The sequence below is a fragment of the Agreia sp. Leaf244 genome, assembly GCF_001422695.1.
Taxonomy (GTDB): Bacteria; Actinomycetota; Actinomycetes; order Actinomycetales; family Microbacteriaceae; genus Agreia.
In genome coordinates, this window is sequence record NZ_LMLX01000002.1 from 479,849 (window position 1) to 494,706 (window position 14,858).

The window sequence follows — 14,858 nt, forward strand, 5'->3', positions numbered from 1 at the left end:
TTAGGAGGGTCTGTTGCGCCCCAACGCACGCTTGACTTTCTCGATGGTCGACGCGGCTGGCGCCTCGTTGTAGACCCCGGCCTTCTCCTGGCCCGACATGCGCTGGATGTCGTCCATCAGCACGTCTGTCAGCTTGCGTCGCGCGCGGGCCGACGTGGCCTGTCCGAACTCCGACGCGTCGATCGGACGCCCGAATTCGACGGACACACGATGCAGCCGAGGAATGCTCGAACCGACGGGCTGCAGCTTCTCGGTGCCGATCAGGGCGACCGGAACGATCAGGCTGCTCGAGCTCATCGCCAGCCAGGCCGCACCCGTTCGCCCCTTGTAGATGCGTCCGTCTCGCGAGCGGGTGCCCTCGGGGTAGATGGCGAACGCCTCGTCGCGTTCCAGAATGGCGAGCCCCGCATCCAGCGCGTCCTGGGCGGCCTGGCCCGCCCCCCTGTCGACCGGAACGGCGCCGATGGCCGAGAAGAAGGATCGCGAGAGCCACCCCTTCGCGCCTTCACCCGCAAAGTACTCGGACTTCGCGAGGAACGAGACGTTGCGCGGCGCTACGAGGGTGAGCACGACGCTGTCGATGAAGCTCAGGTGGTTGCTCGCGAGCAGCACCCGCCCCGTCTTCGGCACGTTGTCGCGTCCGATCACCCTGGGCCTGTAGACGGCGCGGGCGACCGGCGCGAGCAGGGCACGGCTGAGAAAGGTGAGCATGCGCCCAGTCTCACAGAGTACTTATAGCCCTGAGGGCATGCACTGCGGAACAGGGTGTATCTATGCTCGATTCAGGATACGGTTGCGCCCGCCACGACCTCGAGGAGCGCCTCGCCGTACTTCTGCAGCTTGGCCTCGCCGATGCCGGTGATGCCTCCGGCCTGCGAGAGCGAGGTGGGCCGCTCGGTGGCGATCGCCCTCAGGGTCGCGTCGCCGAAGACGATGTAGGCGGGCACGCCCTGCTCCCGCGCCTCGCCGGCGCGCCATGCCCGCAGCTTTTCGAAGAGCTCCTGGTCTGCCGGCGCGAGCTCGGCCGTCGCCGCCTTCGACTTCGACGAGCCAGACGAGCGAACACTGCGGGCAGCACGTTCGGCCTCGCGCCTCATCGACACCGGATGCCTGCCGGCCAGCACCTCGCCGCTCGCCTCGGTGATGACCAGGGTGCCGTAGCCGTCGTCGTTCACCGCGAGCAGTCCCTGCGCCAGCAATTGACGCACGACGCCCCGCCACTGCTGGTCGCTGAGGTCTTGTCCGATACCCCAGGTGGAGAGGCTCTGGTGATTCAGCTGGGTCACTCGGTCGGTGACCTTGCCGCGCAGGATGTCGATGAGCTGGCCCGCGCCGAACCGCTGGTTGCGCTCGCGCTGCAGGCGCACGACGGTGGAGAGCAGCTTCTGGGCTGCTACGGTGCCGTCCCACGACTCGGGCGGCTCGAGGCAGGTGTCGCAGTTGCCGCACGGCGTGGACTGCTGACCGAAATAGCCGAGCAGGTTGACCCGACGGCAGTGCACCGTCTCGCACAGGGCGAGCATGGCGTCGAGGTGGGCCGACAGCCGACGGCGATGGGCGAGGTCGCCCGGCGACTCGTCGATCATGCGGCGTTGCTGCACCACGTCTTGTAGCCCGTAGGCGAGCCAGGCCGTCGACGGCAGTCCGTCGCGGCCGGCCCGGCCGGTCTCCTGGTAGTAGCCCTCCACCGACTTGGGCAGGTCGACGTGGGCGACGAAGCGCACGTCGGGCTTGTCGATGCCCATGCCGAACGCGATCGTGGCGACGATGATGATGCCGTCTTCGCGCAGGAAGCGCGACTGGGTCGACGCCCGCAGCCGCGAATCAAGGCCCGCGTGATAGGGCAGCGCCTTCAGTCCGTTGTCGGCCAGGAACTGCGCGGTCTTTTCGACCGTGTTGCGCGACAGCGCGTAGACGATGCCCGAATCGGTGGGGTGCTCTCCCTTGATGAGCGAGAGGAGTTGCTTGCGCACCTCGCCCTTGTTCTCGATGCGATAGCGGATGTTCGGCCGGTCGAAGCTGGCGACGAAGTGCTTCGCCTGCTGCATGCCCAGGCGTTCGGTGATCTCGGCATGGGTCGCCTCGGTCGCCGTCGCGGTGAGGGCGATGCGCGGAACCTGCGGCCAGCGCTCGGCGAGCTCGGAGAGGGCGAGATAGTCGGGGCGGAAGTCGTGGCCCCACTGGGAGACGCAGTGGGCCTCGTCGATGGCGAACAGTGCGATCTCGCCCTGCGCGAGGAATCTTTTGGTGGCCTCGCTGGAGAGCCGCTCCGGCGCGACGTAGAGAAGGTCGAGCTGCCCGCCGAGGTAGGCGTTCTCGACGCGCGCCCGCTCTGCGGCATCCTGCGTGGAGTTGAGGAATGCGGCGCGAACCCCCACGGCGGTGAGCGCGTCGACCTGGTCTTGCATCAGGGCGATGAGGGGCGAGATGACGATGCCGGTGCCTCGGCGAACGAGCGACGGGATCTGGTAGCAGAGCGACTTGCCGCCGCCGGTGGGCATGAGCACGACGGTGTCGCCGCCGTCGATGACGTTCTGGATGATCGCGGCCTGGTCGCCGCGGAAGGTCTCGTACCCGAACACCCGCTGCAGGGCCTCGACCGCGGTCTCGGGGGCGGCCGTCTCGACAGGCTCGACGAACGGAGCGGCCGTTCCCTGAGCCTGTCGAAGGGGGGCCTGTCGAACCGGAGCCTCTCGAACGGGACCCTCGTCGTAGTACGGATCGTAGGGCGGCTCGTCGTCGAGTGGTGGCGGTTCGGCCTCCGGGTCCCAGGGGATGTCTGCGTTCCACGTCACGCCCTGAAGTGTACCGGCGCCCGCCGACCCCGAGCCCGCGAGCGCCGGTGTCTGTGCAGATCCGACAGCGCTAGGCTCGACGTCCATGCTCGTCACCCTGTTCGGCCTCGCGGGCGCGTTCGTCTACGGCGCTGCCGACTTCCTCGGCGGCATCGCCTCGCGGCGCCTCTCACCGTTCGCTGTCACGGGGATCGCAGCCGGCTCGGGGCTGGTCGTACTCATCGCCGTGTATCCGTTCGTGGGCGGAGCCTGGTCGGCGGAGGCGGTGCTGTGGGGCAGCATCTCCGGCGTCTCGGGCGCGATCGGTATCTCGTTGCTGTACGCCTGTCTCGCGATCGGGCCCATGAGCATCCTGTCGCCGCTGACCGCGGTGATCTCTGCCATCGTTCCCCTCTCGATCGGGCTCGCGCGGGGCGCAGCGTTCCAGCCCATCGGCTACGCCGCACTGGCGCTCGCCCTGGTCGCCGTCATTCTCGTCGGATTCGTGCCCGAGAAGGATGCCGCGCGTCCGAGCCTTCGGGGAATCCTGATGGCCATCGGCTCGGGCGCCACGATCGGCGTCTTCCTGGTCGCCATCGACGCCGCGCCCAGCGACTCGGGGCTCGTTCCCCTGTTCTTCAACCGTGCCGTCAACGGCGCGATCATGGCTGCAATCGTACTGGCGGCGTTTCTCGTCGCCCGCCGGCGAACGGATGCGACGGCCCGGCCCGATGAGGCCGGCCGCAGAGCCGGCCTCGGCGCCGCTCTTGCCCCCGCCCTCGCGTGCGGCGTCGCCGACGCGGCGGCGAACGGCCTGATCCTCGCGGGACTCCGCCTCGGCGAACTCTCGGTGACCTCGGTGCTCACGGCCCTCTATCCGGCCGGAACCATCATTCTGGCGTCGATCGTTCTGAAGGAACGCATAGCCCCGCTGCAGGCGGTCGGCCTGGTTCTCGCGCTCGCCGCCGCCGCCATGCTGTCACTCGCCTGAGCGGTCTCCGCCCGGCAGCGTGGTTTGGTTACCCTGCCCTAAGCTGGAGGCGGAGGATCGATGAGAAACGTGAGCACCCGGCTGCTTCTGACCTGCGCCGCGATCGGCGTCGCCGGCGGTCTCGTCTTCGCGCTCAACGCCTGGATCGGCGGCACGGTCGCGGCCCTTGCACCGCTTCTCTACGGATTCACGATCGGCGTCTATTTCGTTCCCGGCGTCGTCGCTCAATACGTGATCAGGCGCGGCGGAGTAGCGGTGCTGACCGCCGGCATCGCGGGTCTCGTCACCGCTCCCCTGCAGCCCCTCGGGTTCTGGGCGACACTCATCGCCATCGCCATCGGGGCCTTCCAGGAGCTGCCGTTCCTCATCACGAGGTATCGCCGCTGGAGCACCTGGCTGTTCCTCGTGGGCGGAGCCGTCGCCGGCGTCGTCTGCGCCCTCGGCATGTACAGAACTCTTGCGAAAGACGCCCTCGATGCCGGTTCGGGCGCCGTGCTGATGTCGGGCTACTTCGTCGCGCCCGTCGTCTTCACGGCTCTCGCGGTACTGCTCGGTGCCGCACTCGTGCGCACCGGCGTGGCCCGCGGCCTGCGCTCCGAGCGCGCTCGCAGCACCCCCGCGGCGTGACGGTCGCAGACCCGCACGACGCGGCATCGGAGAAGTCGCACGCCACGCCCGCGGTGCGTGTGCAGTCCGTGTCGATCCGGCACGACGGTCGAGACATCACGACCCCGACCGAGGTGACGTTCGACGTCGATCCGGGCGAGGTCGTGCTGCTGCTCGGCCCCTCGGGCTGCGGCAAGTCGACGCTGGCGCTCGCCCTGAACGGGCTCGTGCCCCACGCGGTTCCCGCCGAGCTCACGGGCACGGTGACCGTGAGCGGGATGCGCACGGCTCACGAGACGGTGGCTCGGCTCAGCGAACGCGTGGCGATGGTGTTCCAGGATCCGGACTCGCAGATGGTCACGGGCACCCTGCTCGACGAGGTGGCGTTCGGCCCCGAGAATCTGCTGCTCGACCGGGCGGAGGTGCTGTCGCGGGCCGAACAGAGCCTGCGCCAGGTGGGCCTGTGGGAGCGTCGAGGCGACAACCCCGACACGCTCTCGGGAGGCGGTCGACAGCGGCTCGCCATCGCCTGCGCCCTCGCGATGAAGGCGGCCGTGCTCGTGCTCGACGAGCCGACGGCCAACCTCGACCCGGCCGGAATAGACGAGGTCTACGCGGTACTGCGGAGCCTCGTCGACAGCGGCCACCACGCGATCGTGCTCGTCGAGCACAACCTCGACGCGGCCATCGAGCTCGTCGACCGCGTGATCGTGCTCGACAGGAACGGGCGACTCGCGATCCAGGGCCCGACGAGACAGGTGCTCGCCGACCGGGTCGACGAGCTCATGCGCCTCGGCGTCTGGCTGCCCGTCGCCCTGCTCGCGGCGCTGCGACTCCGAGAAGCCGGCATCCGACTCGACCCCCTCCCCCTCACTCCGCGCGAGCTGACGGCCGCGCTCGACGCGCAGGATGCCCTCCCCGCGCCGGTCGTCGCAGGCGCGGTCCCCGAGGCGGGCGCGACGGGCACGGCGGGTAGGACGGGCGTCGCACAAGCGCCCGCAGCCGTGGAGCCGGCCGTGCGGGTGACCGCACTCGACCTCGATCGCGGGCGCACCCGCATCCTGAACGGCATCGACGTGACGATCGAACGCGGCTCGTTCGTGGCGATCGTCGGAACGAACGGCGCGGGCAAGACGACCCTCCTGCAGGCCATCGCGGGAGTCATCCGGGCGCCGGCCGGTCGCATCGACGTTCTCGGACTCGACCCGGCCAAGGCCGACGCGCGCACGCTGGCCCGCACGGTCGGCTTCGTCTTCCAGAACCCGGAGCACCAGTTCATCAAGTCCACGGTCGCAGAGGAGCTCGCCCACGGACCGCGGCTCCAGGGCATCGCGGCTGACGACGTCGAGGAGCGAGTCTCGGGCATGCTCGATCGCTTCGATCTGCAGGAGCTGCGCGACGAGCATCCGTTCCTGCTCTCCGGCGGGCAGAAGCGGCGCCTCTCCGTGGGCACCGCGCTCATCGACGGCGCCCCGCTGCTCGCGCTCGACGAGCCCACCTTCGGGCAGGACAGGGCGCGGGCGTCTGAGCTGCTGACCCTGCTCGACGGACTCAACGCCCAGGGCACGACCGTGCTCGTCGTGACGCACGACCTGCAGCTCGTCGCCGAGCACAGCAGCCACATCCTGGTTCTCGACTCGGGCAGGGTCGCGGCGTTCGGCCCGACCGCCTCTGTCCTGGCATCCGATGCGCTCGACGAAGCGGGGCTGCGCAGGCCGCCGCTGGCCCGGGCATTTCGCGAGCTCGAGCGGCATCCGTCGTGGCGATCGGTCACACGGCTCCGCGACCTGCCCTCGGGGCCGACCTCGTGACCCCGTCTCGCGCTGCCGTGTCGAAACCGCCGATCGACCCCTACGCCGCGCCCGCCGACTTCGGCCCGTGGCGCTTTCTGCACCGGCTCAATCCGCTTTCCAAGATCGCGGCGCCCCTGCCGGCCATGGCGCTGCTGCTCTTCACACGCGACGTCATGACGCCCCTCGTCTTCTGTCTGGTCGCCCTCGCGCTTCTCGTGATCGGCGCGCACCTGCGTGCCCGCACGCTGCTGCTCCTGCTCCTCGCGGTTCCCGCAGCGGTGGGGGTCATGTCTGTGAGTTTCGGCATCTGGGCCGATCCGGCGGCGTCGGCCGATCCATCCGTGATCGTCGATGCCGGGCCGCTTCGCCTCACGGTCGGCGGCTGGCTCATCGGGCTGGCCACCGCACTGAGGCTCGCCGCCATCGTTCTGCTCGCACTCATCGGCGGCCTCACCTCGACCGGCCCCGACCTCGTGCGATCTCTCGTGCAGCAGCTGCGTGTGCCCTACAGGCTCGGCTACACGGCCCTTGCCGCGTTCCGCTTCGTGCCCCGCTTCGGTCACGAGCTCGAGGTGATCAGGCAGGCGCATCGAGTGCGCGGCATCTCGGATGGGCGGGGTCCGATCGCGTGGCTCGTGCGCACGGCCGGTTACGTCGTCCCCCTGCTGGCGGGGGCCATCAGGCACGCCGAGCGGGTCGCATTGGCCATGGACTCGCGCGCGTTCGGCGCCCATCCGACACGCACCGAGCGCTACTCGATCGCCTTCCGCGCCAGGGACTGGTTCTTCATCGTGGGATTCTGGGCCGCGACCGCCGTCGTGGTCATCGTCTTCGCGTCATGATCGGGCGGTGAGGGAGTCTCTTTAAGTGAGGGGCCGATCCGACTCCCCTTTCACAGAATGTGACGAAAGGACAGGCGATGATGCCATCCGTCTTCACCCGCAGCAACCATCCAGCCGCGACCGGCCGCATCCTGGGGCTTTTCGCCCGACGATCGCGGGCACCGATCGTGCACCGCAGCACCTGGACCGACGACGACGCGTACCGCCATGCGGTCGCAGCCTTCCATTCGGCCCACGGCAGGTCCCCGAGGATCGATTCGCGGTTTCCGAGCGAGCGCCGACTCGCCCTCTGGATGCAATCGGCGAGCGCGTCGACACCCGTGACCATGCCTCGTCGGTTCGGCGCGCATTTGTAAATCATTCCAACTAGGAATACCGTTCTACACGAGTGTCATCGGTGCCTCCTACGATGGGCGCACAGCACGTTCACTCCTGTCGCCCTCGTGAGGAACCACCGTGGAACTCATCCGCCTCATCATCCATCACCTGAAGCCCTACACGGGCTGGGTGATCGCCGTCGTCGTCTTCCAGTTCGTCTCGACGCTCGCGGCCCTCTACCTTCCGAGCCTCAACGCGCAGATCATCGACAAGGGCGTGTCGACAGGCGACACCGACTTCATCTGGTCGACCGGCATGACCATGCTGCTCGCCTGTATCGTGCAGGTGGCCACCGCGATCGCGGGCATCTACTTCGGCGCCCGCACGGCCATGGCCGTCGGTCGCGACCTGCGGCGCGAGATCTATCGCAAGGTCGACACCCTGGGCGCCATCGACGTCGCCAAGTTCGGAACGGCCACCCTGATCACCCGCGGCACGAACGACGTGCAGCAAGTGCAGATGCTCGTTCTGATGTTGCTCAACTTCATGGTCTCGACGCCGATCATGTGCATCGGCGGAATCATCTTCGCCCTCCGTGAAGACGCGGGGCTGTCCTGGCTGGTGTGGGTCTCGGTGCCGCTGCTCTTCGTGATCGTCGGCTTCCTCGTCTTCCTGCTGCTGCCTCTGTTCCGTCTGATGCAAGACCGCATCGACGGAATCAACAGTGTTCTGCGCGAGCAGATCATGGGCATCCGGGTCGTGCGGGCCTTCGTGCGCGAGCCGTTCGAGTCCGAGCGCTACCAGCGCGCCAACGAGGCCATCACGGTCGTGTCGGTCAAGGTCGGCAACCTCTTCGTGCTCATGTTCCCCGCCATCATGATGATCCTGCACCTGGCCACAGCCGCCGTGCTGTGGTTCGGCGGCCAGAGAGTCGACGCCGGCGACATCCAGGTGGGCTCCCTCACGGCGTTCCTGCAGTATCTGCTGCAGATCCTCACCGCTGTCATGATGGGCGTCTTCATGGTCATGATGATCCCCCGTGCCGTGGTCTGCGCCGAGCGCATCAGCCAGGTGCTCTCCACGCAGCCGAGCATGGCCGCGCCCGTGCAGCCGGCGCCGCGCATCCCGACCGCCGGCCGTGTCGAGTTCACCGACGTCACGTTCGGCTATCCGGGAGCAGAGCGCCCGGTTCTCGATCACGTCTCCTTCGTCGCCGAACCGGGCAAGACCACGGCGATCGTCGGATCGACCGGGGCGGGCAAGACCACGCTGCTCAATCTCATCCCCCGGCTCTACGACCCGCAGGGCGGCAGCGTTACGATCGACGGGGTTCCCGTCTCCGACCTCGACCGACGCCAGATAGCCCACCTCGTCGGTCTCGTGCCGCAGAAGCCCTATCTGTTCTCGGGAACCATCGCATCCAATCTGCGGTTCGGCCGTCCCGACGCGAGCGACGAGCAGCTGTGGCAGGCCCTCGAGGTCGCACAGGGAGACGACTTCGTGCGGGCGAAGGAGAAGGGTCTCGACGAGCGCATCTCGCAGGGCGGCACCAACGTGTCGGGTGGGCAACGGCAACGGCTCTGCATCGCCCGGGCGCTGGTGGCAGACCCGCAGGTCTACCTGTTCGACGACTCCTTCTCCGCACTCGACGTCGCCACAGACGCCCGTCTGCGCGAGGCCCTGTTCGCGGCCACCCGGGGCGCGACCGTCATCATCGTCGCCCAGCGCATCTCCACGATCCGGGCCGCCGACCAGATTCTCGTCGTCAACGACGGGGTCATCGTGGCGCGCGGCACCCACGACGAACTGCTCGACGAAAGCGAGACGTACCGCGAGATCGTCGGATCCCAGATGAGCATCGAAGGGGTGGCCTGATCATGGCGCGCAACACGAAGAAGAGCTCGTCGACCGACGAGACGCCCACGGTCATCGACGAGCTCGAGGTCGAGTACCTTCCCACTGAAGCCGACGGCGACATGTTCGGGGGCGCGCCGGCCAAGAAGGCGCAGCAGTTCTGGCCCTCGGCCAAACGGCTGGTCGGGCTGCTCGGCCCCGAACGGGCCAAGATGAGCATCGTCGTCGGTCTGGTCGTCATCTCCGTCGTGCTCACGGTCATCGCGCCCAAGATCCTCGGGCAGGCCGTCGACACCATCTTCAATGGGGTGATCGGCTCCCAGCTGCCTGCCGGCGTTCCGCTCGCGCAGATCGTCGCCGAGACCCGAGCCTCGGGCAACAACGACTTCGCCGATCTCCTCGAGAAATCCAACATCGTTCCCGGCCAGGGCATCGACTTCATGGTGCTGGGCCGTCTCATCATCATCGTTCTGCTCATGTACATCGTCGCCTCGGTGCTCAACTGGGCACAGGGGTACATCTTGAACGGCCTCGTCATGCGCGTGGTATTCCGCCTTCGTCAAGACATCGAGGTCAAGCTCAACAAGCTGCCGCTCAGCTACTTCGACTCGCGCCAGCGCGGCGACACGATGTCGCGCGTCACGAATGACGTCGACAACATCCAGGCCGCGTTGCAGCAGGCCTTCTCGCAACTGGTCCAATCCGCCCTCACGGTGATCGGCATCGTCATCGTCATGTTCGTCGTGTCGTGGCAGTTGGCCCTCATCGCACTGATCGCGCTTCCCCTGTCCGCGGTCATCGCGGGCGTCATCGGCTCCCGGTCGCAGAAGCTCTTCGCGGCCCAGTGGAAGAACACGGGCTCGTTGAACGGGCACATCGAGGAGTCCTTCTCGGGGCTCGAGCTCGTGCGGGTGTTCGGTCGCGACAAAGAAATGGTCGCCGAGTTCGACGAACGCAACGAGAAGCTCTACTCCGCATCCTTCGGCGCGCAGTTCGTGTCGGGCATGATCATGCCCGCCATGACGTTCGTGTCGTACCTGTCGTATGTTCTCATCGCCGTCGTCGGCGGCCTGCGCGTCGCATCCGGGCAGATGACCCTCGGCGACGCGACCGCGTTCATCCAGTACTCGCGCGAATTCTCGCAGCCCCTCGGCCAGATCGCGGGCATGGCGAACATGCTGCAGTCCGGCGTCGCATCGGCCGAGCGCACGTTCGAGCTTCTCGACGCCGACGAGCAGAGCCCCGACGAGGTCACGGCCGAGCTGCCGGCACGCACCGACGGACACGTTCGCTTCGACGATGTGTCGTTCAGCTACGACCCCGAGAAGCCGCTCATCGAGTCGCTCTCCCTCGAGGCCAAGCCCGGCAACACCGTGGCCATCGTCGGCCCCACCGGCGCGGGCAAGACGACGCTCGTGAACCTGGTCATGCGCTTCTACGAACTCACCGGCGGGCGTATCCTGCTCGATGGCGTCGATATCACGCAGCTCTCGCGAGGCACCCTGCGCTCGCGCGTGGGCATGGTGCTTCAAGACGCCTGGCTCTTCGAAGGCACCATCCGGGAGAACATCCGATACGGACGGCTCGACGCCACAGACGAGGAGGTGGTCGAGGCGGCACAGGCCACCATGGTCGATCGCTTCGTGCGCCAGCTGCCCCTGGGCTACGACACCGTGCTCGACGCCGACGGAGGCAGCGTCTCTGCCGGTGAGCGCCAGCTCATCACCATCGCGCGCGCGTTCATCGCGAACCCCTCCCTGCTCATCCTCGACGAGGCGACGTCGTCGGTCGACACCCGCACCGAACTCCTGGTGCAGCACGCCATGGCCGCCCTCCGCACAGACCGCACCTCCTTCGTCATCGCGCACCGCCTCTCCACGATCCGCGACGCCGACACCATCCTGGTGATGGAGAACGGCCGCATCGTCGAACAGGGAAGCCACGACGAGCTTCTCGAAGCCCGGGGCGCGTACTACTCGCTCTACATGACGCAGTTCCGCGGCGAGCAGGTCGATACCGACGAGGCCGCCATCGAAGAGAAGGGGTAACCCCATGGACTGGACACTCGAGGTCATTGTGCTTCCGGTTGCAGACGTCGAGCGATCGATCGGCTTCTACCGCGACCAGCTCGGCTTCGCACTCGACCACGACACGATAACGCCGCAGATGCGGGTCGTGCAGCTCACGCCTCGCGGCTCGGGCTGCTCGATCGTGTTCGGCATGTCGCAGATGGAGCCCGGGTCGATGAAGGGTCTGCAGCTGGTCGTCTCCGACGCAGCCGCCGCTCGCTCCGAGCTTCTCGAACGCGGCGTCGAGGTCAGCGATCTCTCCATCATCGATGCCGAGCGCGACGGAGGCACGCTCTTCTTCTTCGACGATCCCGACGGCAACAGCTGGTCGGTGCAGCAGATGAAGATTCGGGCAGAGAAGCCGCTCATCCCCCTCGACGCCCGCTGACGGCCTGCGCGGCGGCGCATCCGCGCCCCTTCGGCGCATCCGCGGCCGCACGACCGGCAGCCGATACGCCGGAAAGGAGCGGATTCTCCGGCAACGCAGAAGCGCCCCCATCCCGGAAGGGAGGGGGCGCTTCGCATTGCCGCTGTGGCAGATGGTGCGGGGTGTGACTACACGCTGCGCAGGTCGTCGATCAGACGGTCGCCCGGGCGGGCGTGCTCCGTGTCGGCCGTGATCTCCGCGCGGCCGAGAAGCTCGTCCATGCGACGCTGGCGCGAACGGTTGATCAGCGTCACGACCGTGCCCTTCTTGCCCGCGCGGCCGGTGCGGCCGGAGCGGTGCAGGTAGGTCTTGTACTCGTCGGGGGCATCGGCCTGGATGACCAGGTTGATGTCGTCGACGTGGATACCGCGAGCAGCGACGTCGGTCGCGACCAGCACGTTGACGCGGCCGCTCGTGAGCAGCTGCAGATTGCGGGTACGACGCGACTGGTTGAGGTCTCCGTGCAGGCTGGTGGCCGGGATGCCGGCGTCGTCGAGCTGGTCGGCCAGCTCTTCGGCGAAGGCACGGGTGCGGGCGAAGACGAGAGTCTTGCCGGGGCCCGAGGCGAGCTGCTGGATGATCTCGCGCTTGTCGCGCTGCTCGATGAGCAGCACGCGGTGGTCGATCGTGGAGGAGGCCTGGTCTTCACCGGCGACCTCGTGCACCGACGGGTTCACGAGGAACTCGTTGACCAGCTGGGCCACGCCCTTGTCGAGGGTCGCCGAGAACAGCAGGCGCTGTCCGCCGTCTGCGACGAGACGCAGGATGCGCTGCACAGGCTCGAGGAATCCGAGGTCGCACATGTGGTCGGCCTCGTCGAGAACCGTGATGGTGACCTTGGAGAGGTCGAGGCGACCCTGCTCCACGAGGTCTTCGAGGCGACCGGGGGTCGCGATCACGATGTCGGTGCCGCGCTGCAGAGCGGAGACCTGCTTGAACTGCGGAACTCCGCCGAACACGGTGGTCGTGTTGAGGCCGACGGCGCGGGCGATGGGCTGCACCGTGCGGTCGATCTGCATGGCGAGCTCACGCGTCGGGGCGAGGATCAGGGCGCGGGGCAGGCGACCGGGCTTGCGGCCCTTCGCTCCACCGTTCTCCATCAGTCGCTCGACGACGGGTGCTCCGAAGGCGATGGTCTTGCCGGAGCCGGTCTTGCCGCGGCCGAGCACGTCTCTTCCGGCGAGAACGTCGGGGATGGTCGCAGCCTGGATCGGGAACGGGCTGAGCGCTCCCATCGACTGCAGCTGGCGCTCGATGTTGTCGCCCAGACCGAGGTCCTTGAACGACACACCCTCGACCTCGACAGCGGTCGTGGCCTGGGCCTCGAGGCGCTCGAGCACGACGTCGTCTACAGGAGCGTGTCCGACCGTGGGGCGGTCGTCGCGCTTCGGGTAGAAGTCCGAGCCGCGGTCGTTGCTGCGCTGCGGGCGGTCACCGTAGGAGGGACGCTCGGTGCGAGCCGGGCGGTCACCGTACGAGGGGCGCTCGGTGCGAGCCGGGCGGTCACCATAAGACGGACGCTCGGTGCGAGCCGGGCGGTCACCGTAGGACGGACGCTCCGTGCGAGCCGGGCGGTCACCGTACGACGGACGCTCGGTGCGGTCGCCGTAGGACGGACGCTCCGTGCGAGCGGGGCGGTCGCCGTACGAGGGGCGATCGTTGCTGCGCTGAGGGCGGTCGCCGTACGAGGGACGTTCGGTGCGTGCCGGCCGGTCGCCGTAGGACGGGCGGTCGTTGGAGCGCTGCGGGCGGTCGCCGTAGGAGGGACGCTCGCTGCGCTGCGGACGGTCACCGTACGAGGGCCGGTCGTTGCTGCGCTGCGGACGGTCACCATAGGAGGGACGCTCGGAACGCTGCGGACGGTCACCGTAGGACGGACGGTCGTTGCTGCGCTGCGGACGGTCGCCGTAAGAAGGACGGTCATTGGAGCGCTGCGGACGGTCACCATAGGAGGGACGGTCGTTGGAGCGCTGCGGACGGTCACCGTAAGAAGGGCGGTCGTTGCTGCGCTGCGGACGGTCGCCATACGACGGACGCTCGGAGCGCTGCGGGCGGTCTCCGTACGCGGGACGCTCCGTACGCTGCGGGCGGTCACCGTACGACGGGCGCTCGTTGCTGTAGGAGGGACGCTCGGATGCGCGGGCTGCGCGCTCGTCGGCGTTCCAGCGGGCCTTCTTGGGCGCACCCGATGCGGGGGCAGCCTGGTAGCCGCGGTGGCCGGGCGACTTGCTGCCCGACTTGGAGCCGTTCGGCACGTAGTTCTTGGCAGGCTTGAAGCCGCCGGATTTGTTGGATTTAGGCATGGTACTTTCCGGGTTTTATTAGATTGCATGGCGAAAGAACAACCCGAATTGGCTGTTATCTCGCTAGAACCCGGAATTTTCTGCAATCCGGGGCCGTGTCATACGTTGACAATTTCTTTATGAGCAGCGGGGATATTCGCATACGTCACGAATGACCGCTGGCCAGTGCGTCCATACACTGACAAAGAAAAACCGGCCCACCAGACTTACAAACCCTTCCGCGACGAAATCGCGGTGTCTAGAGCCGACCTGTCAACGTTACACGTCGCGCGTCGCTTTGTCACTCGCATCGAGCGATCCGGCCGTTAACGACGACATGCGAGGCCCGTCCGGGCCTCGCATGTCGCGGTGAGAACGTGTCGCTACGCGTCGAAGCGCGCACCCTCGGGCTTCGAGGGAAGCAGAGCGAGAACGAAGATGATGATCGGTCCGAGGAACGGTATCAGCAGCAGGAAGGCGAAGAAGCCCGAGAAGTTGCCGTCGTGCAGACGCCGTACGAGCAGTGCGAGCGTGGGAACAAGCACGGCCAGCGAGTAGATGAAGAGAATGATGTTGAAGATCAGGTAGCCCGCACCTGGGCCCTCATAGGTGGTGCCGTCGGCCGAGACCCCGCCCGGGCCGCCGGTGATGAAGGCGAGAGACTGCAGCACAGTGATGACGACGAACGACACCAACGCCCACCACCAGTACTCGCTGCGGCTGGCGCGACCGGTGAACGTGGCGTACTTCTTGAAGAAGCGACGCACGGCATCGCCGAGCGAGGCTCCGTACAGCGGCTGCGAGAGAGGAACTGCGTTGGAGTATCCGGGCTGGGGCGTTGTCATCATGTGCTCCTTTGGTTCTGACGAGAATTCATCACGATCATAGGAGAACTGATACAA

At 67.6% G+C, this 14,858-nt stretch carries 12 protein-coding genes; 8 read left to right on the forward strand and 4 right to left on the reverse strand.

Going from position 1 to position 14,858, the window contains the following annotated elements; all coding sequences use genetic code 11:
• Together ASF06_RS07125 and recQ are read right to left on the reverse strand one after the other, a co-directional pair.
• Entirely contained in the window at nucleotides 1-711 is a 711-nt protein-coding gene (locus ASF06_RS07125; protein WP_055945088.1) for a lysophospholipid acyltransferase family protein, read from the reverse strand.
• Nucleotides 712-782: 71 nt separating this feature from the next.
• Nucleotides 783-2,795, reverse strand: a complete 2,013-nt coding sequence (recQ, locus tag ASF06_RS07130; RefSeq protein ID WP_235500930.1) for a DNA helicase RecQ — start codon at nucleotides 2,793-2,795, stop codon at nucleotides 783-785.
• An 85-nt stretch (nucleotides 2,796-2,880) separates the two neighbouring features.
• Here recQ and ASF06_RS07135 point away from each other — a divergent pair, with 85 nt between their 5' ends.
• From ASF06_RS07135 to ASF06_RS07170, 8 genes are all read left to right on the forward strand, one after another.
• On the forward strand, nucleotides 2,881-3,765 hold the full coding sequence (locus ASF06_RS07135; RefSeq protein WP_055945090.1) for an EamA family transporter: 885 nt from the start codon (nucleotides 2,881-2,883) through the stop codon (nucleotides 3,763-3,765).
• A gap of 60 nt (nucleotides 3,766-3,825) precedes the next feature.
• Nucleotides 3,826-4,392 (forward strand): ECF transporter S component, encoded by a 567-nt coding sequence (locus ASF06_RS07140; RefSeq protein ID WP_082500760.1) that lies wholly within the window; start codon nucleotides 3,826-3,828, stop codon nucleotides 4,390-4,392.
• A complete protein-coding gene (locus ASF06_RS07145; protein ID WP_055945096.1) occupies nucleotides 4,389-6,182 on the forward strand; it encodes an ABC transporter ATP-binding protein in 1,794 nt (597 codons plus the stop codon). The genes ASF06_RS07140 and ASF06_RS07145 overlap by 4 nt, the downstream gene beginning before the upstream one ends.
• Nucleotides 6,179-7,006 carry an energy-coupling factor transporter transmembrane component T gene (locus ASF06_RS07150; RefSeq protein WP_442853928.1) on the forward strand — a complete coding sequence of 276 codons (828 nt, stop codon included), beginning with the start codon at nucleotides 6,179-6,181 and terminating at the stop codon, nucleotides 7,004-7,006. The genes ASF06_RS07145 and ASF06_RS07150 overlap by 4 nt, the downstream gene beginning before the upstream one ends.
• A 77-nt stretch (nucleotides 7,007-7,083) precedes the next feature.
• Entirely contained in the window at nucleotides 7,084-7,362 is a 279-nt protein-coding gene (locus ASF06_RS07155) for a hypothetical protein (protein WP_055945097.1), read from the forward strand.
• A gap of 100 nt (nucleotides 7,363-7,462) precedes the next feature.
• On the forward strand, nucleotides 7,463-9,199 hold the full coding sequence (locus ASF06_RS07160; RefSeq protein WP_055945100.1) for an ABC transporter ATP-binding protein: 1,737 nt from the start codon (nucleotides 7,463-7,465) through the stop codon (nucleotides 9,197-9,199).
• Nucleotides 9,200-9,201: 2 nt separating this feature from the next.
• On the forward strand, nucleotides 9,202-11,226 hold the full coding sequence (locus ASF06_RS07165) for an ABC transporter ATP-binding protein (protein ID WP_055945104.1): 2,025 nt from the start codon (nucleotides 9,202-9,204) through the stop codon (nucleotides 11,224-11,226).
• 4 nt (nucleotides 11,227-11,230) lie between these two features.
• Entirely contained in the window at nucleotides 11,231-11,635 is a 405-nt protein-coding gene (locus tag ASF06_RS07170; RefSeq protein ID WP_055945107.1) for a VOC family protein, read from the forward strand.
• Nucleotides 11,636-11,802: 167 nt separating this feature from the next.
• Here ASF06_RS07170 and ASF06_RS07175 read toward each other — a convergent pair whose 3' ends face one another.
• Both ASF06_RS07175 and ASF06_RS07180 read right to left on the reverse strand, forming a co-directional pair.
• Entirely contained in the window at nucleotides 11,803-13,977 is a 2,175-nt protein-coding gene (locus tag ASF06_RS07175) for a DEAD/DEAH box helicase (protein WP_055945110.1), read from the reverse strand.
• 362 nt (nucleotides 13,978-14,339) lie between these two features.
• Nucleotides 14,340-14,801: a DUF805 domain-containing protein gene (locus tag ASF06_RS07180; protein ID WP_055946263.1), complete on the reverse strand. Its 462-nt coding sequence runs from the start codon at nucleotides 14,799-14,801 to the stop codon at nucleotides 14,340-14,342.
• Between the last annotated feature and the right edge of the window lie 57 nt (nucleotides 14,802-14,858).